This is a genomic window from Enteroscipio rubneri, assembly GCF_002899715.1.
Classification (GTDB): Bacteria; Actinomycetota; Coriobacteriia; order Coriobacteriales; family Eggerthellaceae; genus Enteroscipio; species Enteroscipio rubneri.
This window is the reverse complement of record NZ_PPEK01000002.1, coordinates 93,616-118,209: the sequence shown is the minus strand read 5'-3', so window position 1 is coordinate 118,209 and position 24,594 is coordinate 93,616. Positions and strand designations below refer to the sequence as shown.

Annotated in this window: 16 protein-coding genes; 7 read left to right on the top strand and 9 right to left on the bottom strand. The window is 61.8% G+C overall.

Annotated elements, in window-relative coordinates; all coding sequences use genetic code 11:
• Window positions 1-24: 24 nt before the first annotated feature.
• From whiA to uvrC, 4 genes are read right to left on the bottom strand one after another with little or no spacing between them, the layout of a single operon-like run.
• On the bottom strand, window positions 25-957 hold the full coding sequence (gene whiA, locus C2L71_RS03250; RefSeq protein ID WP_103264358.1) for a DNA-binding protein WhiA: 933 nt from the start codon (window positions 955-957) through the stop codon (window positions 25-27).
• Window positions 936-2,069 (bottom strand): gluconeogenesis factor YvcK family protein, encoded by a 1,134-nt coding sequence (locus tag C2L71_RS03245; RefSeq protein WP_239926277.1) that lies wholly within the window; start codon window positions 2,067-2,069, stop codon window positions 936-938. Before C2L71_RS03245 ends, whiA begins: the two co-directional genes overlap by 22 nt.
• Window position 2,070: 1 nt before the next feature.
• The gene (gene rapZ / locus C2L71_RS03240) at window positions 2,071-3,099 is read right to left on the bottom strand and encodes an RNase adapter RapZ (protein WP_103264357.1); all 1,029 of its coding nucleotides are present in this window, start codon (window positions 3,097-3,099) and stop codon (window positions 2,071-2,073) included.
• 4 nt (window positions 3,100-3,103) lie between these two features.
• Complete coding sequence (gene uvrC, locus C2L71_RS03235) at window positions 3,104-5,530, bottom strand: excinuclease ABC subunit UvrC (RefSeq protein ID WP_239926275.1); 2,427 nt, start codon at window positions 5,528-5,530, stop codon at window positions 3,104-3,106.
• Between the two features lie 358 nt (window positions 5,531-5,888).
• On the opposite strand from uvrC, the gene C2L71_RS03230 reads away from it, so the two are divergent.
• Together C2L71_RS03230 and C2L71_RS03225 are read left to right on the top strand one after the other, a co-directional pair.
• Window positions 5,889-7,949 (top strand): FAD-dependent oxidoreductase, encoded by a 2,061-nt coding sequence (locus C2L71_RS03230; protein ID WP_170042420.1) that lies wholly within the window; start codon window positions 5,889-5,891, stop codon window positions 7,947-7,949.
• Between the two features lie 59 nt (window positions 7,950-8,008).
• Entirely contained in the window at window positions 8,009-8,230 is a 222-nt protein-coding gene (locus C2L71_RS03225; protein ID WP_103264355.1) for a 4Fe-4S dicluster domain-containing protein, read from the top strand.
• 99 nt (window positions 8,231-8,329) lie between these two features.
• On the opposite strand, the gene C2L71_RS03220 is transcribed toward C2L71_RS03225, so the two are convergent.
• On the bottom strand, window positions 8,330-9,760 hold the full coding sequence (locus C2L71_RS03220) for a helix-turn-helix transcriptional regulator (protein WP_129588467.1): 1,431 nt from the start codon (window positions 9,758-9,760) through the stop codon (window positions 8,330-8,332).
• 517 nt (window positions 9,761-10,277) lie between these two features.
• On the opposite strand from C2L71_RS03220, the gene C2L71_RS03215 reads away from it, so the two are divergent.
• From C2L71_RS03215 to gdhA, 3 genes are all read left to right on the top strand, one after another.
• Window positions 10,278-11,678, top strand: coding sequence for an MFS transporter (locus tag C2L71_RS03215; protein WP_103264353.1), 1,401 nt, complete (start codon window positions 10,278-10,280; stop codon window positions 11,676-11,678).
• Window positions 11,679-11,923: 245 nt separating this feature from the next.
• Complete coding sequence (locus C2L71_RS03210) at window positions 11,924-12,535, top strand: hypothetical protein (RefSeq protein ID WP_103264352.1); 612 nt, start codon at window positions 11,924-11,926, stop codon at window positions 12,533-12,535.
• A 264-nt stretch (window positions 12,536-12,799) separates the two neighbouring features.
• Entirely contained in the window at window positions 12,800-14,131 is a 1,332-nt protein-coding gene (gdhA, locus tag C2L71_RS03205) for an NADP-specific glutamate dehydrogenase (protein WP_103264351.1), read from the top strand.
• Window positions 14,132-14,211: 80 nt separating this feature from the next.
• Here the strand turns inward: gdhA and C2L71_RS03200 are convergent, their stop codons facing one another.
• Together C2L71_RS03200 and C2L71_RS03195 are read right to left on the bottom strand one after the other, a co-directional pair.
• Window positions 14,212-15,543: a GGDEF domain-containing protein gene (locus C2L71_RS03200; RefSeq protein ID WP_103264350.1), complete on the bottom strand. Its 1,332-nt coding sequence runs from the start codon at window positions 15,541-15,543 to the stop codon at window positions 14,212-14,214.
• The gene (locus tag C2L71_RS03195; protein WP_103264349.1) at window positions 15,540-17,096 is read right to left on the bottom strand and encodes a GGDEF domain-containing protein; all 1,557 of its coding nucleotides are present in this window, start codon (window positions 17,094-17,096) and stop codon (window positions 15,540-15,542) included. The genes C2L71_RS03200 and C2L71_RS03195 overlap by 4 nt, the downstream gene beginning before the upstream one ends.
• Before the next feature lie 243 nt (window positions 17,097-17,339).
• Between C2L71_RS03195 and C2L71_RS03190 the strand changes: the two genes are divergently transcribed.
• Entirely contained in the window at window positions 17,340-18,128 is a 789-nt protein-coding gene (locus C2L71_RS03190; protein ID WP_103264348.1) for an enoyl-CoA hydratase/isomerase family protein, read from the top strand.
• Window positions 18,129-18,143: 15 nt separating this feature from the next.
• On the opposite strand, the gene C2L71_RS03185 is transcribed toward C2L71_RS03190, so the two are convergent.
• Window positions 18,144-19,499 carry a CaiB/BaiF CoA transferase family protein gene (locus tag C2L71_RS03185; protein ID WP_103264347.1) on the bottom strand — a complete coding sequence of 452 codons (1,356 nt, stop codon included), beginning with the start codon at window positions 19,497-19,499 and terminating at the stop codon, window positions 18,144-18,146.
• A gap of 528 nt (window positions 19,500-20,027) precedes the next feature.
• Entirely contained in the window at window positions 20,028-22,145 is a 2,118-nt protein-coding gene (locus C2L71_RS03180; protein ID WP_187143253.1) for a sodium-translocating pyrophosphatase, read from the bottom strand.
• A 296-nt stretch (window positions 22,146-22,441) separates the two neighbouring features.
• Here C2L71_RS03180 and C2L71_RS03175 point away from each other — a divergent pair, with 296 nt between their 5' ends.
• Window positions 22,442-24,592, top strand: coding sequence for an LTA synthase family protein (locus C2L71_RS03175; protein ID WP_103264345.1), 2,151 nt, complete (start codon window positions 22,442-22,444; stop codon window positions 24,590-24,592).
• The last annotated feature ends 2 nt before the right edge of the window (window positions 24,593-24,594 follow it).

Sequence of the window (24,594 nt, the reverse complement as noted above, 5' to 3'; positions counted from 1 at the left end):
TCCGTCGGTATCCCGAAGAGCGCCCTACCCTCGCGCCTCCTTCGCCATCTGCTCGATGCGGCGCACGCGATGGTAGACCGCCGATTTCGACAGCGGCGGGTTTGCGCGTTCACCAAGCTCTTTGATCGTGGCATCGGGGTACGTCACCCGCAACCTGATGAACTCCTGCAAGGCGGGCGGCAGGTTCTCCATACCGTGAGCCTCGAGCACGACGCGTATGGCGAACAGCTGATCCACCGACGCACTCGCGGCCTTTGCCTGATTCGCCACTTCGGCATTCGTCATGCGGTTCACATCGTTGCGGACGCTTTTGATAACGCGTGCGTTTTCCATAGCGAGCGCGCTCTGATGTGCGCCCGTAAAGGCAAGGAACTCCAGAATGGCGCTGCCGCTTTTGAGGTAGACCATGTAGGAACTGCGCCTTTGCATGATGCGCGCCTTGATGCCCTTCTGGTCGAGCAGCTCCACGATGCCTTCGGCTAAAGCCTCGTTTTCGACCGTGATCTCGAAGTGGAAATCGCCGCGCGGATCGGCGACGAACCCGCCGCCTAGAAACGCACCGCGTAGGTAGGCGGCCGAGCAGCACTGCTTCTCGACAAGGTCAGGCTTGACCCCCATCTCGAGTCCGCCGTCGTCGGCAAGCACTCCCATATCCGCGAGGGACTCGGCCAGATGCAGCTGCGACGGCACCTCGATCAAGTAGTTCGGGGTCTTGTGCAGCACGCTGCGACGCACGGTGAGATGGGTCTTAACATGGTAGAGTTCGTGAAGGAGTCTGATAATCAGACGTGCGACGCCGGGAGCGTCGGTGGCCACCTCAAGCCGATAGGCTCCCTGCCCGCTGAGGAACAGTGTCCCCTCGATGCGCACGAGTGCGGCAAGCGCCGCTTTCTCGCAATGCGTGCACGCCGGGGGAACGCGTGCGAGCTCGTCTTTTACCTCCGACGTGAACGACATAGCTTCAACACCCCCGAGAACGCGTCGCGCAGAGCCTTCGGGTCGTGCCACGTCGGACGGATCGGATCCACCAGGTTGCGAGCAATAACGACCGGTCCCTGCGCCTGAATGGCCTGCACGTCATGATAGCTCACGCGTACAGGGCGAATGCGCCCGGACAGCACCGCATCGTCCATCCCAGATGTCGAGGCATGCTCTGGTTCTGCGCCCGTGACAGCGCTGAACAGACCCGTCGCCGGGCTATCGGGCCGGAGGGGTACGACAGTATGAACCAGCATGTAGTCCACGAGCCCCTGCATCCCGTGATCCATAAGAGCCTCGACATGCTCGCGTGCCGTCAGACCCCACGTCTCGCCTTGCATATCGGCGAGCGAGCACACGAACAAGGTAGCGCCTTTCGAAGCGCGAATGGCATCGACGACGCCAGGTACCAGGAGGTTCGGGATGATGGATGTGAAGAGCGATCCCGGACCCAACACGATGAGGTCGGCCTCGCGGATGGCTGTGAGAGCCGGCGCATAGGGAACGATGCGATCGGCAGCGCTGAGCGCCACTTGATCAAGCGCCGTGCGGGAATGGCACGCGACCGCCTGGCCCTCGATGTAGCGGCCGTCGCGCGTTCGCGCGACAAGGGTCACCCGATCGAGCGTGGAGGGGTACACGTGCCCGCGCGCGTTCAGCAGCCGCTCGCAGATGGCGACGGCTTCGGGGAACGATCCTGCCGCATCCTCGAGCGCCGAGAGCATGAGATTGCCGAGCGTATGGTTGCGTGCGAAGGAGAATCGGTACTTGAATGCGCGCGTGAGCGGATCGCTCGCATCGGAGGCCATGGCGGCGATACATTTGCGCACGTCGCCCGGCGGCGTCACATCGGCCTCCTCGCGCAGGATGCCGGTGGAGCCTCCATCGTCGGCCATCGCCACGACGGCGTTCGTCTCCAATCCCATGGACAAAAGCGTCCTGATGGATACCGGAGCGCCCGTGCCTCCACCTATGACGACAGCACGGAGGCGCTCGCCAGGCACGACGACCGAACGCTCGGATTCGAGCGCCGCGAACGCAGCGGTAGCTGAAGGATCGTGACTGAATGCAGGCATTTCCATCGTCGACATCCTATGCCTTCGAATCCGGCGAGAGCACGCGACTCGCAGAATCGTCCGAGGCCGGCCCCGTGGAGCACGGATCCTCGAACGAGCCAGGCGCCGCTGCTCGCGGATCGGCGATAAGGCGCCCGTCGGCGCCCTCGGCAAGCGCCAGGTCGCGATGCGCGATGCTCACGCGGTAGCCCTTCGTCTTCAGGTAGTCGCCTGTAGACTCCGCGAGCGCAACAGAGCGGTGCTGCCCACCGGTGCATCCCACAGCGATGGCGAGCTGCTGCTTGCCCTCGGCAACGTAGCCGGGCATGACGCAGTCGAGCAGCGCCCGCCAGCGCGCTTCGAACTCTTCGGTCTCGGGACGGTACAGCACGAAATCGCGAACCGGCTTATCGAGGCCCGTGAGGCCACGCAGCTGCGGCTCGTAGTAGGGATTCGGCAGAAAGCGAACGTCCATGACGAGGTCGGCGTCGAGCGGCGCACCATGCTTGAACCCGAACGAGTAGACGGTCACCGACAGTCCCTGCTGCTCGGAACCGGGTGCGAACAGAGCCCGAATGGTCGCGCGGAGCTGCGCAGGGAGCATGTCGGTGGTGTCTACCACGTGATGGGCGCTCTCGCGCAACTCGAACAGCAAGTCGCGCTCGCGCTCGATACCCTGCGCGATGGAGGAGCCGTCCGTGCAAAGCGGGTGTCGGCGGCGGCTCGACTTGTAGCGCGCAACCAACTTCTCGTCGTCAGCATCGAGGAAGAGCACCCTATAATAGATGCCGAGCGCTTTGAGCTTCTTCAGCTCGCTGTTCAAGTTTGTAAAGAAATCGCGATTGCGAGCATCGCACACGACGGCCAGACGGCGCTTTGCATCAGGCTGGCCCGGCATTCCGGTGAGTTCAAGCAAGTTGCCGATAAGACTCGAGGGCAGATTGTCGACGCAGAAGTAACCTAGATCCTCAAAAGCGTGCATGGCCTCGGTGCGCCCCGCTCCGCTCATGCCGCTCACTACAACCAACTCGGGCATGTCCGCCAATCCGGCATTCACATCAGCCATACCGTCATCCTTCCATGTCTTCTTGCTCGCTGCGACCCTGCACGGCAACCCGTACCGCCTCGTCCACGACAGGCGACCAGGTGCCGGCCGGGCCCTCGCCTGCGGGCGGGCAGGCGGCCGCACGCTCGTCGAGCGCATCGGCAGCGTCCAGGCCGTCAGTCGCATCGATGGCGGGCGCGCGGACGACCTCGTCGACCTCGCCTCCCACGACGCGCTCGTCCTTCCGCTCGTTATTATACTGCTGCAGCACGCGGTAGAGCTCCTCGGCCACCTCGTTCGGCACGACGCGCGCCTCCTTGATCTCCTCGAGCGTGGCGCCTTTCAGGTTCCTGAAGGACTTGAAGTGCTTAAGCAGCGCCTTCTTGCGCACCGGGCCCAAACCCGTCACGTCGTCGAGGATGGAGGCCGTCATGCCCTTACCGCGCAGCTCGCGGTGGAACGTGATGGCGAAACGGTGCGCCTCGTCGCGCACCTGCTTCACGAGGTAGAGCGACGCCGAGCCGCTGGGCAGCACGACGGGGCCCGTGTCCTGCCACGGCACGAACAGCTCCTCGTCGCGCTTGGCCAAACCGCACAGCGCTATGTCGTCGATGCCCATCTGCTCGAACATCTCGAGCGCCGCCGACAGCTGCGGCTTGCCGCCGTCGAGGATGATGAGGTCGGGCTTGCTGCCGAAGCGCTCGTCGGCCATGCGCTCGGGCGCGTAGCGGCGGCTCATGACCTCCTGCATGGACAGGAAGTCGTTCGCCTCGTCGAGCGGCGTCTTGATCTTGAAGCGGCGGTACTGATTCTTGTCGGGCTTGCCGTTCGTGAACACCACCATCGAGGCCACCGTGTAGGAGCCGTGGATGGTGGAGATGTCGAAGCACTCGATGCGCATGGGCGGCTCGTCGAGGGCGAGCGCGCTCTCCAGCTGCAGAAGCGCGTTGTTGATGCGCTTGTCGTCGTAGTTCGTGCGCACCTTGTAGCGCATGAGCGTGTGCTTCGCGTTCGTCTCGGCCATGCCAACGAGCTCGGCCTTCTCGCCCTTCTGCGGAGCGCAGATGCGCACCTTGGCGCCATGGGGGCTGGCCAGCTTCTCCGTGAGCCATGCCTCCATGGCGTCATTATCCTCGGGCTCATCGCGCAGGATGACCTCATGCGGGATGGAGGTGGTGGCGTCGTAGTAGCGCAGGAGGAACATGTGCAGCAGGTCCTGGTCGGGCACGTCCTTGCCGCGGTTCAGCACGAACTCGTTGGAGTTGATGATGCGTCCCTCGCGCACCATGAACACGTGCACGCCCGCCACCGTCTCCTCGCGGAACAGGCCCACGACGTCGGCGTCGAGGTTGCGCGTGGACACCGCGTGCTGCCTGTCGGTGAGGCTGTTGATCGTGTCGATGCGGGCCTTGATGCGCGCCGCGCGCTCGAAGTCGAGCTCGGCGGCGGCGGTCTGCATCTCCTCGGTCAGCTCGTCGACGAACTCGCGGTGCTGACCCGACAGGAAGCGCTCGATGCGCTTGACGTTGACCCGATACTCCTCGGGCGTGATGCCGCCGCAGCACGCGCCGGGGCCGAGGCCCACGTGCGCGTCGAAGCACGGGCGCGCGTCGCGGTCGAGCAGGGCGAGCGGGTCTTTGTCGAGGCGGCGCTTGAGTCCGCGCCAATCGGCGCACGACGTGGCGCACAGCGGCACGACGCGGCGGGCGATGTCCACCATGTCGCGGGCGGCGCGGCTGTCGGTGTAGGGGCCGAAGTACTTGGTGTCGGGGCGGTGCTTCTCGCGCGTGTACTTGATGGCGGGAAAGACGTCGCCCTTCGTGAGCGCGATGAAGGGGTAGGACTTGTCGTCCTTGAAGTCGGCGTTGAAGAACGGGGCATGCTGGTTGATGAGGTTCTTCTCCAGCACGAGCGACTCGTGCTCGTTCTCCACCACGAGGTAGTCGAAGCTGTCGATCTGGTCGACCAGAAGCGGGATCTTCGCGCGCTCGTCCTGGTAGTTCACGTACTGGCGCATGCGAGCGCGCAGCTGTTTCGCCTTGCCCACGTAGATGACCTGGCCGGACTTGTCCTTCCACAGGTACACGCCCGGCAGCGTGGGCACGGCGTTCAGCTCCTGCTTGATGCGCTCGAGCTTGGCGGCGAGCGCATCGTCGGCGGAGCCATCCCCGCGCTCGCGCACGGCGCGGTTGAGCGCGGGCCGGCGGCGGCCCTCGCGCTCGAGGCGCTCGGCGGCCTCGGCATCGGCTGGTTCGTCGGCGTCCCAGCGCTCGAAGCCGCCCGCATCGGAGGCTTCGATGCTGCCGTCGGGAACGCTCGCTACGACATCCGAGAAGAGGCGCTCCACGCCGCCTCCGCCATCGCTCACGAAGCCGCCGCCTCCCAGGATGCCGCCGCCGTGTCCCTCTTCTATCGACTCGCCTTCACAGGCGCTCTCATGCAGATCGTCCATAGCCGCCAGTATAGCAAACCCTCGACGCGTCGCCTTGTGGCTCCTCATTCGGCAAACAAATGTTTCACGTGAAACACGCGATCGGGGATCATTGCCTCCTTTTCTCGGCCCGCGGGCTTCGCCGCAATCGCGGCCTTTCGCCGGACAAGCCGCTTCCTTGCTACACGCACAGCAGCGAGGAGTCCGCCGCACGCACGCCTCGGCAGAAAGAAGCGCTTCGACGCCATCCGCTTTGTATAGGATCGCGAAATATACGAAACGTATATTCCCCGCTTGAGCCGCTTTTCCTATGGTTGCACTGCGGCGAGGGGGTTCGCGCTCCAACGCAGCGGAAAGTCGAGAAACGAAAGGGATCACTATGAAGAAAACCGTTCAACCACTAGAAACGCCGGGCGGCTCAGGCGTGCCGGGCGGCTCAGGCGTCTCAAGGAGGGCGTTTATCCGCAATGCGACCGTGGCAGCGGGTGCGATCGGAGCGATGGGAACGCTCGGCCTGGCCGGATGCGCTCCGCAGAAAAGCTCCGAGGCGGACGGCGCCGACTCCGATGGACCGGGAACATTCGCCGGCGATACCCGTATGACCGCAAGCGCCGATGGGCTTGTTCCCGACACCACCGCCGATATCACCTACCTGCCGCGACGAGGCGAGTACCCGACACCCGCCGTCGAGGCTCCACCCACCACCGAATACACCTGCGACGTACTCGTGGTAGGCGGAGGCCTCACCGGCCTGAATGCCGCCTACGCCGCGGCTTCAGCGGGCAAGAGTGTCATCCTCGCCGAAAAAGGCACTCCCGGCTATTGCGGGCTTTCCGCATGGCCCAGCTGCACGGCCTATTACGATCCCGAGCTGGACGCCGATATGGATACCTGGGATCACTACATGCGCAACAGCTGCGATTGCTTTGCGAATCTGAATTGGGAGGATGCGTGGTGCGCGGAGTCGAAGGAGGCGTTCGAACGCCTGCAGCAATGGGGTTGGATCCAATCCTACGACCGCGCCGCCGACACCGAATTCTGGGTTGACGGTAACATCTACCACGACGACCTCAAGGGCTACAAGAATTCCGTTCCCGACCGTCGCCGCGTGTTCTGCCAGGTCCTCGACGACAACGGGGTGACCACCCTCGATCACATCATGATCACCGACATCGTGGAGGAGAACGGAGTCTGCATGGGCGCCGTGGGCCTGCACTACCAAAGCGAGACGTTCGTCTCCATCGCCGCGAAGGCGGTCGTTCTGGCCACGGGCAACGGCGTGATCAAGCCCATGGGCTATCCGATAGGCTCCGACACCTACGATGGCGTGTGGATCGGCTACAACCACGGCCTGCCCATCACGGGTCTGGAGTTCGAGGATTTCCACATGACCACGAGCTACGCGCCTTCGAACTCCCTCACCAACAACGCCTACCCCTACCTCGAGCCCGTCTGGCCGACCGGCGGCACCGTGAGCGCGGAATCGATGAGCAAGCAGAAGAAGGTGAACGAGCGCTACACCGAATTCGCGAACGGCTTCAACCTGGAATACAACGACATCACGCTCATGGACGGCGAAGAGAGCGGGGCGGCGGCATCGGTCGCCAGCACCAACGGCAACGAGAGCGATCCGCGCAAAGGCAAGATGACCAGCCCCCTGCCGAAGGGGCACGTCTACGGAGCCGCCGTCGGCATGAGCGTGCACACGGCGGCGGGCATCTGGTGTGGCGTGGACGACCTCACCTGCGCGACCGGCCTGCCCGGCCTCTATGCCGCCGGCGACGGCACCAACGGTTGCTACGTCGGAGGGCCCTGCTACGGAGCCCAGCGCGGCTCCACTTCCAGCTTCATGAGCGTGCAGGGCTTCCATGCCGGAACCTACGCCGCCCAGTACGCCGACGGCGTCGGCGACGTGACGCTTCCGCAAGCCGCGGTGGATCAGCTCAAGGAAAAGGCACTGCAGCCCACCACATTGGAGCGCGGCTACCATCCCGAATGGATCAAGGAAGTGCTGCACTCTATCATGGCTCCGGGATGGATGAACTGGGGAGGTGCGACCGAAGAGACCCTCAACGCGGCGCTGACGAACATCACCACGTTGCGCGACCTCGTTAAAGACAAGATTTACGCCCAGTCTGGACACGCGCTGCGGCAGGCTCACGAAGCCGAGCACCTTCTGCTCGCCATGGAGCTGAAAGTGCGCGCGAAACTCGAGCGCAAAGAATCACGCGGACACCATTACCGCAAAGATTATCCGTCGCGCGACGACAAGTACCTGTACTTCCTCACCATGACGAAAGGCGAAGACGGCAGCATTTCATGGGGCAAGGTCGATCTGCCCGAACGTTGGACGGGCGACGTGAACGCAGACTACCTCGCCCGCTATCCCGTGCCGCAGAATCCCCTGGACGCCAAGCTGCATTACCCCGAGGCAAACTAGCCTCTCCGGTTGAACCGATCCTCACACAAGAAGAAAACCACGAACGAAAGGATGGCCTGATGTCAGTCATTCGTCAAAACCTCGACTCATGCATCGGATGCGAGACATGCGTGAACGTGTGCCCTATGGACGTCTTCCGCATGGACGCCGACCATATGAAGTCGGTTATAGCCTACGTGCAAAGCTGCCAAACCTGCGGCCAATGCTGGCTCAACTGCCCCACCGATTCCATCGGCCTGCAAGATGCCGAAGTAAGCTTCGGCATCAACTACGGCAGATAATCGAACAGACGCGAGGCGAACGGGCCGCAGGGCCAAACCGAGGCTCGGCGGCCCGTTCGCCTCACAGAACAGCACCGGCGCGATACGAGAGAGGACGCGCTACATGAAAAGATCCCGCCCATCCACGAAGCCGATCAGCTCCTGCTTCGAATGGACGCCGATCTTGCGATATACGCGCGACGTGTAGCTTTTCACCGTCGGCTCAGAAACGTAGAGCATCTCGGCAATCCGCTTCGCGCTGTAGCCGCGGTAAACTAGGATCCCCACCTCCAATTCCCGTTCCGTCAGTCCCACATTCGCGAAAGCCCTCTTTGCGGCTTCGTTGTGCGAAGAATGAGCATCCTCGGAAGCTTTCCGAGCGATTTGCAGCGCATACACGCTCAGGTACGCGATCGTTCCCAAGGCTGTCACGCACAACGCCACCGTCACCACCGAATTGAGGGCATCGCTCGATACGACGCTTTCCGCGATGGGCACGAGATAGCGGAAATCGAAGGAGAGCATCCACGGCAAAGCAACTAAGAGAATACCGAGGATGCCGAATGCGAGGACCGCGGACAAACGCTTGCGGGCGGCGGCGTAAGCGAAGGTCATCCAGATGAAAACCTCCACGCAGTGCTCACCGGCAATCAACACGCGCCGCGCGAGCACGCTTCCGTCGTCGGGGAAGAGGGCGACCATCAAAAGGCCTACCATATACACGCTGGCCAAGATGATGAACACCACAACGAGCCCGCTCTCCGGATCTGCGAATCGTCGGAGACAGAGCACCACTGCGGAAAAAGTACACAAGCACAAAACCGATGCGAACAACTTGCTGGACATCGACGCATCCCCCGAGAACTCGGGAATCCGCAGACGGACGTAGACGACGCAAAAGTAGACGAGCAGCATCATGAGCGCAGCCATGCGCCATGGAAGCTGTCGCATGGACGATAGATCGAACGTGCGCGACAATGACGCGCCACGCGCCGAAAAAGCCGCGCACATTCCCGTACAAACCGCGCACACAAGAAGAAACGGCGCATAGGGCAAAAAACCGCTGCAAACCACGATCAGCCCCAGCTGCGATGCCGCGAACGAGATGGCAATACCGAGCACCGCCCGGCCTCCGCCATCGCTTGAGAGCCGACACCCCCAGAGCAGTACAAACGCAGCTTCGAATGTCGCGACAAGCGGCATGCCCGCCATAATGAGAATGCGCGAAGAGGAGGACCCTGCTTCGCAGGCGATCAGGAGAGCGTGACCGACCGCGCCAAGGAACCCGCCGAGCACGGGGATCGTCCGACTCGATCGGAACAGGGCTTCGAGCCGCCTTCGAAGCGCGATCATCACGGCGAAAGCGACGATCAACTCGATGGAATAGCACAGATGGAAAAAAGCAACCGTCGCAGCATCCATCGACGCTATCGATGGAACCACCGATAGCGGGTAGAAACCCGAGGACTGCAGACACGGCCACAAAAACGCCAATCCGGCAAGCTCCCAAGCCCGCGTCGGATTGAATGCGGCCTTACTCGTCGTCGCCAAAACCCCTCCAACTCCCCCTCGGACACTTCATATTGTAGTACGCCCGAAGATGAGCCCCGCCCCTGCACCCTCCTTGGCGGATCGAAGGAGGCTTCTGCGGCGGCGACCCTGCGCAAGCGATGCGGTAACGGCGTGAACGCTTTGCGCAGCCAACGACAACCTGAAGCCCCTCGAGGGCGTCCCCTCGGGAAACGCATTCAATCGGAATGAGATGCTGATTCAAGAAATCACCCAAAACGTTCTAAATGTCCGTAAAGGTGTTGATAATCCTTAGAATCTCCCTATAATACACTGCGGTTCGCGATCACAAATAAGGGGAGGAAGCAATCTTTGTTGCGAAACTGTTGCGAGAGACGCAGTACCCTCAATTCGGTCGGAGCCGTACCCGGAGACGTTTCAAGAGGATGAAACTCCCACTCCCATCTTGCATCCCCGCTCCCTGCGACGGTTGCAGGAACCCCATCCCCCGTGCCCTGTCGTTGCGCCAGGGCGGATTTTAGAAAGGAAGGTGATTGTAATGGCTTCAGCTGATGCGAACACTTCGTTCCACGGAATCGCAGCGCGTCTTGACCGCATCCCGATCTCCGGCTTCCACAAAAAGGTTATGTGGTTGCTTGCCGGCCTCACGTTCTGCGACTCCGTCGATATGGGTGTCGGCGGACCCATCGGCATGGTCCTGCAAGATCAGGGCTTCATGACGCTTGAACAGTTCGCTTTCTTCAACTCCATTACGATGGTCGGATACCTGATCGGCGGCCTGTTGGCCGGCGCCATCTCCGACGGTATCGGACGTCGCAAGGCGGTTCTCGTCTGCGGCAGCCTCTTCACCGTATTCTGCTTCGTGGCAGCCGCCTCTCCCGACGCGAACTTCCTCACCGGATGCCGTTTCTTCATGGGCGTCGGCCTTGGTGCCGCGTTCCCGGCGGGCTATTCGGCGCTGACCGAGTTCACGCCTCCACAGAAGCGCGGCAAGTACCAGTCCTACGTCGGCCTCATCGCCAACTGCGGTACGCTCTTCGCTTCTGTGATGAACCTCATCATCCTGCCGATCGCCGGCTGGCGCGAGGTGTTCGTTTTCTGCGGCGTCCTCGGTGCAGTCGTGATGGTGCTGTGCTTCTTCTACCTGATCGAGTCGCCTCGTTGGCTCGCCCTCATGGGCCGCAACGAGGAAGCTGGCAAGATCGTGTCGAACCTCGAGAACAAGATCGCCTCCAAGGGCGTGGCGCTTCCGCCAGTCCCCGCCGAAGAGATCGAGCGCCGCGAGCATGCCGAGAACGTGACGCAGCTGCCGTGGAAGTTCCTCTTCACCAAGAAGATGATCACCCGCACGCTCACGGCCATGTTCCTCTGCTTCGTCATGAACGTCCTGGTGTACACGGTCATTTCCTGGACGCCGACCATCCTGAAGGCGAACGGCTTCGACACGGGCCTCTCCACGCTCATGACCGTTGTCATGCAGCTGGGCATCCCGGTGGGCGTCGGCCTTCTGACGTTCTACGTCGAAAAGGTCAACCGCAAGACCATCCTGATCGTGACCTTCGTTCTGATCGCCATCCTGGGTCCCATTTGGTCCATGCTGCCGACCGACCAGCCTGCTCTGGTCATGTTCTTCGGATTCCTCGTGTGCGTGTGCACGTTCACGAACTCCGTCACCACGTCGGCGATTTATCTGTCCGAACCGTTCCCGACCGCCTGCCGTATTCGCGGTGCCGGTGTGGCGAACGCCTTCGGTCGTCTGGGCGGTATCTTCAGCCCGATGTGGATCGCGTTCTTCGTGGCAAGCCCCATGGGCACGCTCGGTGCGTACGTTATCAACTCCGCGCTGGCCATCTTCATGGCCATCTGGCTTGCGATCTTCGGCGTCGAGACGCGCGGTCGTACGCTTGAGGACATCACCAAGGGTCTGCTGGACAAGTAAACGTTTTTTCTTCATCCTCGAACAACGTTTCCCAGAAGAGGGCTTCGTGCATCGAAGCCCTCTTCTCTTCCCCGGACAGCCGAAAGCGCCACGGCGCCGCAGGACACCAGATAGAAAGCTGTCGTTTGTGCGGTGAACGCGCCGCAGAATGCGATCGCGCACCGAACAACCTGCGCCTTTTGGTACCATGATCCCTGTTAGCACCTATTCCGAAACCTCGGCGACAAGAAGGAAGGCCGCCTTCTATGGCACGAAAGAAAAAGAAGACCGGGCTCGTTGACGAGCCGAAGCCCGAGCGCAAACCGCACATTGTCTGGTTCGATGCCGACGGTGTCGAGATCGGCGATGACGGTTACCCTATGACGCGCATCCGAACGAGGATGCATCGCCTGTTCAACGCTCTGTTTGTGTGGGCTATCATCGCCGTGCTGATCGGCATTTTCTGCACGGTTTTCGCCTACGCACAGAATCAGGAGTTCTTTCTTGTCGGCAACCTCGACGTGGAAATGAGAGGCGGAACACAGCTGAACGGCTTCGATTTCGCCTTCCTGCTCCGAGTCGAAGGCTTGCTCTGCCTCTTCACGGCGCTTCTGAGCTTCTGCGCCAATTTCATCGGTTTCAACTGGATGTACGATAAGCGCAGCCCGCGAGCTATCACGAGTATAATCGCGGTGATCGGCATCGGCTCGATCCTCTACGAGCTCGCAGCGCTTTTGGTCGTGCACGTGCCCGACCCCGTATCCGTGGTCAACATCGTCTTGGCGGCACTTGTCTTCACCACGATGGCTGCGGTCGAACGCGAGAAGCCCACGCTCAAAAAGGCGAAACGCGTCACGAAGGTCATCAAGAAGAGATAGCTCGGCTTACAAGCAACCGGGCATGAGTACATGTTCTCGTCCGCATGAATTGCACGATCCCACGCATCGAGCTCTCAAGCGCAAGCCGCAAAGCCACACGACTTGCAGTCGGGCGGCTTTGCGGCTTGCGCGACCATCGTCCTCCACATCCACAACCGTTCTCGAATCTTTTGTTTCAAGTTCTTTAAATAACGATTTCCCGACCGTCCCCCTCTTTATAATAGAGTGGTTAGCGCATTTCCCCCTGAAGGAGGTCCCACGAAGATGAGTTATGTCGAACGCGTCATCGAGCAGGTGAAGGCCAAGAACCCCAACGAGCCCGAGTTCATTCAGGCCGTCACCGAGGTGCTCACCTCACTCGAGCCGGTCATCGAGTCGAATCCCGCCTACGAGAAGGCGGCGCTGCTCGAACGCATCGTCGAACCCGAGCGCGTCATCATGTTCCGCGTGCCCTGGACCGACGACGCAGGCAACGTGCACGTCAACCGCGGCTATCGCGTGCAGTTCAACAGCTGCCTGGGGCCCTACAAGGGAGGGCTTCGCCTGCACCCATCGGTGAACCTCGGCATCATCAAGTTCCTCGGCTTCGAGCAGATTTTCAAGAACAGCCTGACCACCCTGCCCATGGGCGGCGGCAAGGGCGGTTGCGACTTCGACCCCAAGGGCAAATCGGACATGGAGATCATGCGCTTCTGCCAGAGCTTCATGACCGAGCTGTTCCGCCACATCGGCGCCGACACCGACGTGCCGGCCGGCGATATCGGCACAGGCGCCCGCGAGATCGGTTTCATGTTCGGCCAGTACAAGCGCATCAAGAATGTGTGGGAAGGCGTGCTCACAGGCAAGGGCCTGTCCTACGGCGGATCGCTGGCGCGCACGCAGGCCACCGGCTACGGGCTCGTCTACTTCGTTCAGGAGTATTTGAACTGCCATGACGACTCCTTCGAGGGCAAGACGGTTGCCGTGTCCGGCTCGGGCAATGTCGCCATCTACGCCACCGAGAAGGCGCAGCAGCTCGGCGCGAAAGTGGTCACCCTCTCCGACTCCACCGGCTGGATCCACGACCCGGCAGGCATCGACCTCGCGCTGGTGAAGCAGATCAAGGAAGTGGAGCGCGGCCGCATCTCCGAATACGCCGCGCGCAAGGAGGGCGTCGTATATACACAAGGCCGCGGCGTGTGGAGTGTACCCGTTGACATCGCCCTGCCCTGCGCCACGCAGAACGAGCTTTTGATCGACGATGCCAAGCAGCTCGTGGCCAACGGCGCGAAGATCGTCGCCGAGGGCGCGAACATGCCCACCACGATGGACGCCACCGACTACCTTATGGACAACGGCGTGGTCTTCTGTCCCGGCAAAGCTGCCAACGCCGGCGGCGTGGCCACCTCCGGCCTCGAGATGTCCCAGAACTCCGAGCGTCTGTCCTGGACGTTCGAGGAGGTTGACACGAAGCTGCAGAGCATCATGAAGAACATCTACCACGCGGCCGACGACGCGGCCCGCGAGTACGGCCACGAGGGCAACTACGTCATGGGCGCCAACATCGCCGGCTTCAAGAAACTCGCCGACGCCATGATGGCCCAGGGCATCGTGTAGGACAAGCGGAATACAAGGCGAATACGAGAGCGGCCCGCCAGTTCGCGGGCCGCTCTCGTGGTTCCGGTAGCGCAGGAAGCCTAACCTTGGCGCTTCCGTGCCGGCGCGCAACTTTCGGGTTTATCGCGCTCAAGCAGCGATATCGTGCGCTCCACAAGAGCGGTCAGGTCGGCGCCATCCTCTGGATAGTATACGGCCGCCGACCGCACGCGGCAGAACGTCTTCTTTCCGTCGATGCGGACCTTCCACATGAGAGCCAGCTCGAGCGCGCGCATTAGGTCCGCGAGCGCATGCGTTTCGATCCGTTCGCGAACGGCAACGACAAAGGCTCCGCTGCCGATGCGGGCTTCCACATGGCTGCTGTGCACGACGGCATCGATCTCCTCGCGCGCCTTCCCCAGATAGCAGCGGCGCGCTTCCCAACTGATGGCGAACGCCGTTTTCTCGAAATCGTCCACCATCAGGCAGATCAGTGTGAGCGGCTCCCCCGAGCCGCCCGCTGCCTTATCGAACGTCTCGACAAAGCCGTCGTAGGTGAACATCCCCGTCTCCTGGTCGATGCGCTTCTCTCTTTCGATCCGCTGGCGCATGCGGCGTATGCGCAGAGCCATGAACGCGGCGGCGACGACGAGCAGCGCGAACCCGACCGAGCACGCCGCAATGCAGAACATCCACGACTGCGGAACCCAGCCGTCTGCCGGCATGATGGACAGCGTCCACTGGGTGGGCATGTCGAAGGATGTCTTGGCCCCGTGAGAGAAATCATGCCCCCCGTTCGAAACGGCGATGATGTCTTTGCGACCGTCCTGAGGGCTGACCGCCCACAGTTCATAGAGGTAACCTTCGTCTTCAAGCATCGAAAGATCGAGCTGGTCGATGACGTACTCCGCCTTCAAGCCAACCGCGATCTCACCGTAATACGCACCATCGACGTCCACTGGTTCGATGAACAAAAACGCCTGCATACCGTTCGAGAGCTCGACCGGGCCTTCGACAACGAATCCGTCGATCCACTTGGCAAGCGTATAGACATAGGTGAACTGGGTAAGATCGCGTCCCACCAAGTCGGCGAACCGATCCTCAGGAAACGCATAGCGCATCGTCTCGTCCACCACGTATCCCATGTAGATCGCCTCGTCGCGTTCGAGCAACTCGGCCGCCGAGGCGGCCAACCAAGATTCATCGTCGGGATCCACCTTGAGAGCGGCGACGAAATCGCTCGTCTGGCTCAGATCGCCGCGCAGCTTCAAGGTAATGGTCTGCTGGAAGGAAGCCAACACGTTGTCCGCATCGTGTCTGCGGGCGTTCTCCACTTCTCCATAAACGAATAGTCCAAGCGCAGCGCACGCTGCAATCACCACAAGAGAGAACGCCGCGAACTCAACAGCGCCGCGAAGGCCTTTCCGTTTCATGACCGTTCCTCGTCCTGGTAGATGCAGAACGACTCCTTCCCGCGCTGCTTGACGCGATACAGCGCGCTGTCGGCTTGTTTCATGAGCTCGTCTGCGCTCGCCTGATGATCCCATACCGACACGCCTACGCTGCAGTGGACCGAGAATGCGGAGCCGGTGGTTTGGACGTCTGCATGCAAGCTGCTCGTGAGCTCCTCGAGAACGCGATACAGCTCGCTTCTATCGTCGAAGTCGGTCATGAGCAGCGTGAACTCGTCTCCGCCGTAACGCCCCACCAGCCCGTCGTAGCGACGCTCATACTCCCGTAGAAGGTACCCGACGCTCTTGAGTGCAACGTCGCCGGTCGCATGGCCGAACGTGTCGTTAACATGCTTGAAATCGTCGAGATCGATGAAACAAAGTGCGTAGATGCCGTCGTCGGCGTTCTCCAGCACGTTTTGCAAACGGCTGGCGAACACGGAGCGCGTCATCGTGCCCGTCAGGCCGTCCGAAAGACCCGAAGAAGTGAGCTCGAGGATGTCGGCTATGCCGGCGTCGGCGGGCTGATCGTCGCTATAAAGCTTCTTCTGCAGTTCCGACACCGACCTTTCCAACGTGCGCGCTTCTTGCATCTGCCGCATGAAGCTGCGCCTTATGATAAGGAAGGCCGTGGCTATCAAGACAACAGCCACAAGCGCCAGGGGAGAGATAGCCCACATGACCTTGGAGTAGGCTTCCCAGAAACTCGTCACGCACACAGCATCCCACTCGGTCTCCGCGATGGGAGCGACCGTGTAGTACTTCACATCTAAGCCGTTTACAGTCCAGAAACTCACCGGATTCAACGCGAGCAGCTCGCTCTGCACGGTGTCGGCCGTCATCCCGAAGGCGATAGAGTCACGGATAGGATCGAGGAAAGGGTCGTCGTACACGAAACCCGAAGTGGCGGACATAACCTGCCCTTTACCGCCGATCACCAGGGATTTCACATAGGAGCTGGCAAGGCTGTCGTCGAGCATGGCCATGATCTCGTCGAAGTATATGGACGCGAACACCGAGCCCGTCATCGCGCCCTGCTCGTCGCGCAACGGCACGATGATGGTGTAGTTGAGCGTCGTTCCGTCCGCGCCCGCCACGAAGCTGTCGGTGACGTAGCGTTGGCCGGTGGAGTACACGCGCTGCATATGCGAACGGCTGGCCAGGCTAGCGGCTCCCGTGGCATCCCACACGTTGATGTCTTCGTCGACATAGCACAATAAAAAGAACCCGAAATGCTCGTTCACTGCGTCGACCAGATTCACCTTCTCCATGACATCGACGTCGGGATCGGAGAGCGTAGGATGTTCGGACAGTGTCTCGAGCAGCTTGAACGTTTCATCGATGCGGTCTTCTATGCGAGGTTGGGCTGCCGCAAGCGTCACATCGGCCTCGTGCTGCATATCGTACACCGCGATAACGGCACCGGTCAGACACACGGCCACGACGGAAGCGAGCGCAAGCAGAACGCCGCATACGGCCATCCGCCTGAACGAGAATCGCGAACGCCCTCGTGATGTGCTGGAATCTTCCGCCATGCAGCTCCTCTTCTTCTGAAGGCAGATAAGATCAGCATACCATAACAGCACCCCCCCCCGGGGTCACCCCCTTGCATCGAGAACCGACGACAGGGCGGGGTCGCCGGAGTCCGGACGATCGCGTCGCAAGCCGCTTTCGACCCGCAGGTCCACTCCGAATCCGAAACTGCAGCCGGCTTGTCATAGCCTTGTCGGCTGCCTTGACCTACAATAAAGGACACAAACGAGGGGGAAGGAACGGCTATGGCATATGAGACGATACGAACCGAGGCACGCGATGGGATGCTGACCATCACGTTGAACCGCCCTGAGGCGCGCAACGCAATGAGCTCGCTCATGATGCAGGAACTTTCCAACGAGCTGGAGCGCTGGGACGACGATCCGACGCAGCGCGTCTGCATCCTCACGAATGCTGGCACGTGCTTTTGTGCAGGCGCCGACTTGAAAGAACTCGCTGCAGGCACCTATCATCTGCCGCCTGGCAAAGAGGACTGGGGGCTGCTCGGCATGTCGAAGCATGCGTTCAAAAAGCCGCTCATTGCCGCCGTAAACGGCGTGTGCGTCGGCGGCGGCATGGGCCTTGTGCTTGCCTGCGACATCGCCATCGCCAGCCGGCACTCCGTCTTCGGGCTTCCGGAGGCGCGCCACGGCCGGGCATCCACCGGCGACGGCGCCATCTTGCGGCTCATGCAGCAGATCCCCCATAAATACGCTGCCGAGCTGATCCTGGTGGGCGACAACATTGATGCGGCACGAGCGTGCGACTGGGGACTCGTGAGCCGCGTCGTCGATGAAGAAGAGCTCATGCCTGCGGCACGCAAGCTTGCCGCAGGCATCGTAAAGAGCGCGCCTTTGGCCGTGGAATACTCGAAGGCCGCCATGAAGGAGGCGGCGGCCGAAAACGACCTATGCCCTGGCAAAGGCTGGGCGATCATGGATCGCTACCAAGAGCTCGTGAACGCAACCGAAGATGCGCAGGAGGGCCCGCGAGCGTTCGCGGAGAAGCGCGAACCCTCCTGGAGCGGCAGATAGCCAGCGAGGCGCCTGCTAGCGCGAGGACGCCTCCTCGGCCGCACGGGCGGCTGCCATCTCGGCGGCCTCGGCGGCGTTTGCGGGGCTGATGCCGTAGCTGGGTGCGAGCACGCTCTCGGGCATGGGCGCACCGGCATAGCAGCAAACCGCTCCTTCGGCATCAGCCTCATCAATCTCAGTATTGGAGAAGCCCAGCTCCTCCAATACCTCGCGCGTGTCATAGCCCACGGGACGAGACCGGTAGAGCACCGGATCCCCAAGGCTCGCCAGACGCACGGGAGCAGTGGTCACAGTGTAGGAGTTGTCGGAGCCGTATCCCTGATCGTCGTACTGCACGCGACGCAGCTGGTCGTTGGCGAACGCCTCGGGATCTTCCAGGACATCGGCCACCGTTCGGCATCGCTCGCACGCCAGCTCCCGCTCGACGAGCAACGGCTCCCACTCCGCCCAGGTCCTCTGCCTGAAGATTCGCTCCATCTCGGCGATGACCTCGACGTTCTTGCCGTTACGAGCGAGAGCTTCGAGGCTGTTGTACTCCGGATCCTCCCAGTAACGCGAATCCATTCCAATACTCTCGAACACCTTGCGGTGGAACTTGTTGTAGTTCCCGAAGCACATCACGAACCACACGCCGTCGGATGTAACGTAGCTATTGTTGGTCGGACAGGGAGCCTCGGCGCGGTTCTTCGGGTGGGGCTGCCCCTGCTGCTGAGCGCAGATCGCGCTCATCATGCCCCAGTTGGAGACATGGTACAGGCTCGTCACCACCTTGTCCCCCACCCCGGTGCGCTCGGCGTTCCAGAGCGCCGCCAAAACGCCCACGGCAAGCGCGTTCGAGGAGTTCCAATCGCCGAAAGCAACGGGGCAGTTGCCCACCTCGAAATGCTCGCCCGCGTTCGGAAAGCTCATGGTTACTCCCCCACGTGCACCGTATGTTATCGCGTCGAATCCCTGCTCGTCGGCCATCTCGCCGCGTTCGCCGTACCCACGCAGCTGCGCCCATACGAGCCGAGGGTATTTCTCGTGGAGCGTTTCGTAGTCAAGTCCCAAGCGGCGGAGCGCCGGGGTGCGATTGCTCGTGATGAACACGTCGGCGTCAGCCAGAAGGCGCATCATGACCTCCATGCCCTTCTCGGTCTTCAAGTTCAACGAAACCCACTTACGGTTGAAACCGCCGCAATCGAATGCTGCGTCATCGGCATCGGTCTTGAACTTCATGCCCCACGACACACCCTGCGTCCTCTGGTCATCGCCGATCTCGCGCTCGACTTTGTATACTGTCGCCCCCAGCTCGCCCAACAGACGCGCGCACCCTGGCGCCGCCGCGAACACGGTGAGGTCGACTACCTTCAGCCCCTTCAATCCACCCATAGCATCCTCCTGTTTGCATCTCCGATTAGCATTCGCCTCTGCGCTGCGCAGCAGCCCGGCTTGTCCGTTTGCAGGATGCGGAACCAAGTTCGGGCCTGCCGATCGCAGCCGAGTTTTCCAAAATCAACAGCAGACACCCCCAGGGGACTGCTTCAGTTTTTCACCTCGATCGTTGACAAGTAGCTCGCAAGTTTTCGATCGATCAAACTTGCAGCATCCAAATCGCCGTGAAATGCGCACCAGTAGAACATAACGCCCGTAGAAATCGAAGCGATCTCGATCTTCACTTTTTTGAAGCGAATGAGCTTTCGACATGGTCGATTTTACCTTTCAAATAATCCCTTTTCATCTTCATTTTCTGATTTTTCCAGAGGTTTAACGCTTTAGACAGAGAAGACTTCTGTTCAAGTTCATGAATTTGCCATTCACGCCTCTCCGCCATAAAAAAACCTCCCATTTCTCTAGTTCGAGAAATGGGAGGCAGCCCATTAGCCGGGGCTCGTTAAACCAGATGAGAAGGCGTTAAGCCTAGAGAATACCCTGGATCATGATGAACAGCGGGGCAAACGTCAACGACACGATGGTCATCAGGTTGATCAGGATGTTCATGGACGGGCCCGAGGTGTCCTTGAACGGGTCGCCCACGGTGTCGCCCACGACGGCGGCCTTGTGGGCCTCGGAGCCCTTGCCGCCGTGATGGCCCTGCTCGATGTACTTCTTCGCGTTGTCCCATGCGCCGCCGGCGTTAGACATGAAGATGGCCATGAGCATGCCGGTAGCCACGGCGCCTGCCAGGAAGCCTCCGAGCATGGCCGGGTTGAAGCAGCCGATGGCGACCGGCACAATGATGGCTAAGATGCCGGGCAGCATCATCTCGCGCAGCGCCGAGGACGTGGAGATGGCCACGCACTTGTCGTATTCGGGTTCGGCCTCGTAGGTCATGATGCCTTTGATCTCACGGAATTGGCGGCGCACTTCCTCCACCATCGCGTGGGCCGCACGCGACACCGCGCCCATGGTGAGGGCCGCGAACATGAACGGCATCATCGCGCCGATGAAGATACCTGCCACAATGAGCGGGTCGGTGAGCGTCAGTTCGAACTGAGGGATGGCGTGATGCATCGTGGCCTGGTAGGACACGAACAGCGAGATAGCCGACAGGCCCGCGGATGCGATGGCGAAGCCCTTTGCGATGGCGGCCGTCGTGTTGCCCACGGCGTCCAGAGCGTCGGTGCGATCGCGCACTTCCTCGGGCAGGCCCGCCATTTCGGCGATGCCACCCGCGTTGTCGGCCACGGGACCGTAGGCATCCACGCCGATGGTGATGGCCGTGTTGGACAACATGCCCGTCGCGGCCAGGCCCACGCCGAACAGGCCCACGGCGATGCCGCCTTCGGCGGAGGCAAGCGGGAATGCCATATTGCCGAACGTGAACGCGCCGATAATAGCGAGCGCCACCAATACGATGGGCGCGATGGTGGAGAGCATGCCCGTGCCGATGCCCTCAATGATGACCGTCGCCGCGCCGGTATCGGCCGCGTCGGCGATCTTGTGCACCGGCTTGTACTTATCGGAGCAGAAGTACTCGGTGATCTTGCCTATGGCAAGACCTGCGACAAGGCCGCACAATACCGAGCCGAACAGCCACAGAGGCTGCGCCTCGACAGACTGGGTGCTCCAGATGTAGAACAGGCAAAAGATTACGATAATCTCGATGCCGGCAGCCAGATACGTACCGCGGTTGAGCGCCTTGTGCAACGCCGCGCCCTCCTTGGCACGCACAGCGAACAGGCCGATGATGGACGTGATAATGCCGCAACCCGCGATGATCACGGGCGTGACGAGCGCCCACACGAGGTCGCCTGTGGCGAAGTAGCCGCCCAGCGCGCCGAACGTGGCCGCCAGGATAGTGGGGGCGAGGATCGCGCCCGTATAGCTCTCGAACAGGTCGGCGCCCATGCCCGCAACGTCGCCCACGTTGTCGCCCACGTTGTCGGCGATGGTGGCCGGGTTGCGAGGGTCGTCCTCCGGAATGCCCGCTTCGACCTTGCCCACGAGGTCGGCGCCCACGTCGGCCGCCTTCGTGTAGATGCCGCCGCCCACACGGGCGAACAGCGCTACGGCGGAAGCGCCGGTAGCGAAGCCCTCCACCATGCCGATGTTCGTGTGCATGAGGTTGGCGAGCTCGGCGTTGATGTCCACGCCCATGGCCAGTCCGAACACCATGGCGATGAGCCACAGGGACAGGCCCAGCAGCGCGAACGACGCCACGCACAAGCCCATCGTAAGGCCGGACTTAAAGCTGATGTTCAGCGCCTTGGCCACCGACTCCTCGGCGGCGTACGCGGTGCGCGTGTTTGCGCGCGTGGCCACGTGCATGCCGACATAGCCCGCGGCGGCCGACATGACGCCGCCCGTGACGAACGCGAGCGCCGTGATGGGCGACAGTGCCACAGCCATCACGACGGCCACGATCACCATGAAGATGACGAGCAGCTTGTACTCGCTCATGAGGAACGCCTTGGCGCCCTGCTGGATCTTGATAGAGATGTTGTTCATCTTGTCCGGACCGGGGTCTTGCCGAAGCACCCACGATCCGAGGTAGCCCGCCATGCAGATGCCTATCAGGGCGCACACGGGAGCCATCCATGCGACTGCAGTAGTCACGTGATTCCTCCTTGATTTGACCGACACGAACCGATGCGGCCTTCGCACCGGGCATTGAGGTGGGAAGATCGCAACTGCCTCATTTTAGGGGATTTGCAGGTAATGTGAAGTCCGAATCGCAGTTTTTTGGACTGCAGAGCAAAAACCCCGGTCGGCGCACCGGTGCGAGCAACCGCTGGCATGCGGACGCGAGCGCACACGCCTGCCGAACGGTTATACTGTGCACTTCGAAAACGAAACAGCAGTCTTTCAGCACCCAGTTCGAGGAGCGTTTCATGTCATCATCACCGGGCAGCAGCGCAGCGTCCGCTGCGAACTCGGCATATGGAGCCAACGCCGCAACAACGAGCCCCCGACCCGCGCGCAATTCCATCGCCGCCGCGGTCGCCTGCTTCGTCGTAGCGGCGTCGATCGGCTTGTACGCGGCATTGGGAGGCGTGGACGCACCCGTCTTCGGCACAGCGGCGTCCATCTTCTGCCTGGCGCTCTGCGGAGCAGCCCTGCTTCTGCGCGAACGACGCTCCACGCGCGCCCTGGCAGGCTGGAAGCGAGCGCGACCCCTTCTTATCGCGTTCGCCGTGCCCTTGAGCTTCTACCTTATAGAGCGACCGTCGAACGAGGGGTTTTTAAGCATCGACCCGTACTATATCCTCGTCAACCTGTGCGTGCTCGCCGCGCTCTTCGCGCTCGTCTACGCGCTCGGACAGCAATCGCGCGCCGCAGTGGCCGCTTTCCTCGCAGCCTGCTTCATCGCGGGCGCGGCAAACCACTACGTCATCCTGTTCAAAGGTCAGCCCGTGGTGCCCGCCGACCTCTTCGCCCTCTCGACGGCGGCATCGGTGGGCTCAGGCTATTCCTACCTGCTCGACGCTCGTCTCCTCGAATGTATCGTCATGCTCGCGGGGTACTGCACGCTGCTCGCGTTCGTACCAAAAGTGCGGCTTTCCATTCGACGTGCAGCCCTCAGCACAACGGCCGCCTTCGTGGTGGCGGCCGGATTCGGAATATGGATCACCTCGTGCAATCTGGAGGATGCCTACGGCTGCACCGTGGACGTCTGGGGCGTGAAGGAATCCTACGCCGAGCAGGGAACAGCCCTCTGCTTCCTCAAGCGCGCCCAGGACCTCTCCCCCACCCGCCCCGAAGGCTATGACGCGCAGACCGCCGACGAGCTGCTAGCCGCCCACGCACCCGTGCCGGCGCAGCGCGTATCCGATCAAGAACCGCCTTCCGTCATCGCCATCATGAACGAGACATTCGCAGATCTCTCGCGCTACCCCGGACTGGCTGGAACCGAGGCACGGCCCGCTGCGTACTACGACATCGCGGCATCGGCCCTCGATGCAGGCGAAGCATATGTCTCGGCGCTGGGCGGCGGCACATGCAACAGCGAGTTCGAGTTCCTCACCGGCTCGAGCATGGGCCATCTCGGCGGCGGCGTGTATCCGTACGTGCTCTACGACCTCGACGGCACGGAAAGCCTCGTGTCGTATCTGTCGGCGCTCGGCTACGGCACCCACGCCGTCCATCCGGCCGAAGCCGAAAACTGGCGCCGTGACCGGGTGTATGCGCAGCTCGGCTTCGACGAGTTCTCCGACATATCAGTGTTCGGCGGCGCGGACACGCTGCGCGGCCTCACCACCGACCGCGCGACGTACGACTACGTGCTCGACCTCCTCGCCGAGGAGGTCGGACCGCAGTTCGTGTTCGACGTCACCATCCAGAATCATGGAGGATACGACACGGGAGGGATCGGCGAGGAGCTGGCCGTCTCCGTGCCGCTGGCCGACGGATCGGAATCTACCGACCTCGACGAATACGCAAGCTGCATCCGTCAGGCCGATCAGGATCTGGCGTATTTGACCGAGCGGCTCGACGGGCTTGATCGTCCCGTCGTGCTCTGTTTCTTCGGCGACCACCAACCCGGATTCAGCGACTGGCTATTCGAGGCCACCCATGACGGCTCCACCGCCGATGAAATCGGATTGGAAGCCGTGCAGGAACGCTATACTGTCCCCTATTTGATATGGGCAAACGAGAAGGCGCTCGAGAACGGCGCTGCTCCGCTCGCCGCAGAGCCCATGGACGCGAACGACAACCCGGCCCCCGACGATGAAGGCGACGCCTGCACAGCCCTCGCCCCGTGTGGGCAGCGCACGAGCCTCAACTACCTGGGAGCGCGCCTTGCAGGAGTTGCCGGCCTGCCGCTGACGAGCTACCAGAGCTTCCTGCTGACCACGAGCGAGCGCATACCCGCCATTAACCTCAACGGCTTCCTCACAGCCGACGGTTCTTGGCACTGGTTTGGCGAGCAGACCGACGTCGACGATGCCCTGAACGCCTACGCCATCGTGCAATACGGCAACCTGTTCGAGAAATCTTCAGAACGCTCCCCCCAATGGCTGGACGCCGTCGGACCTTCGTAAAG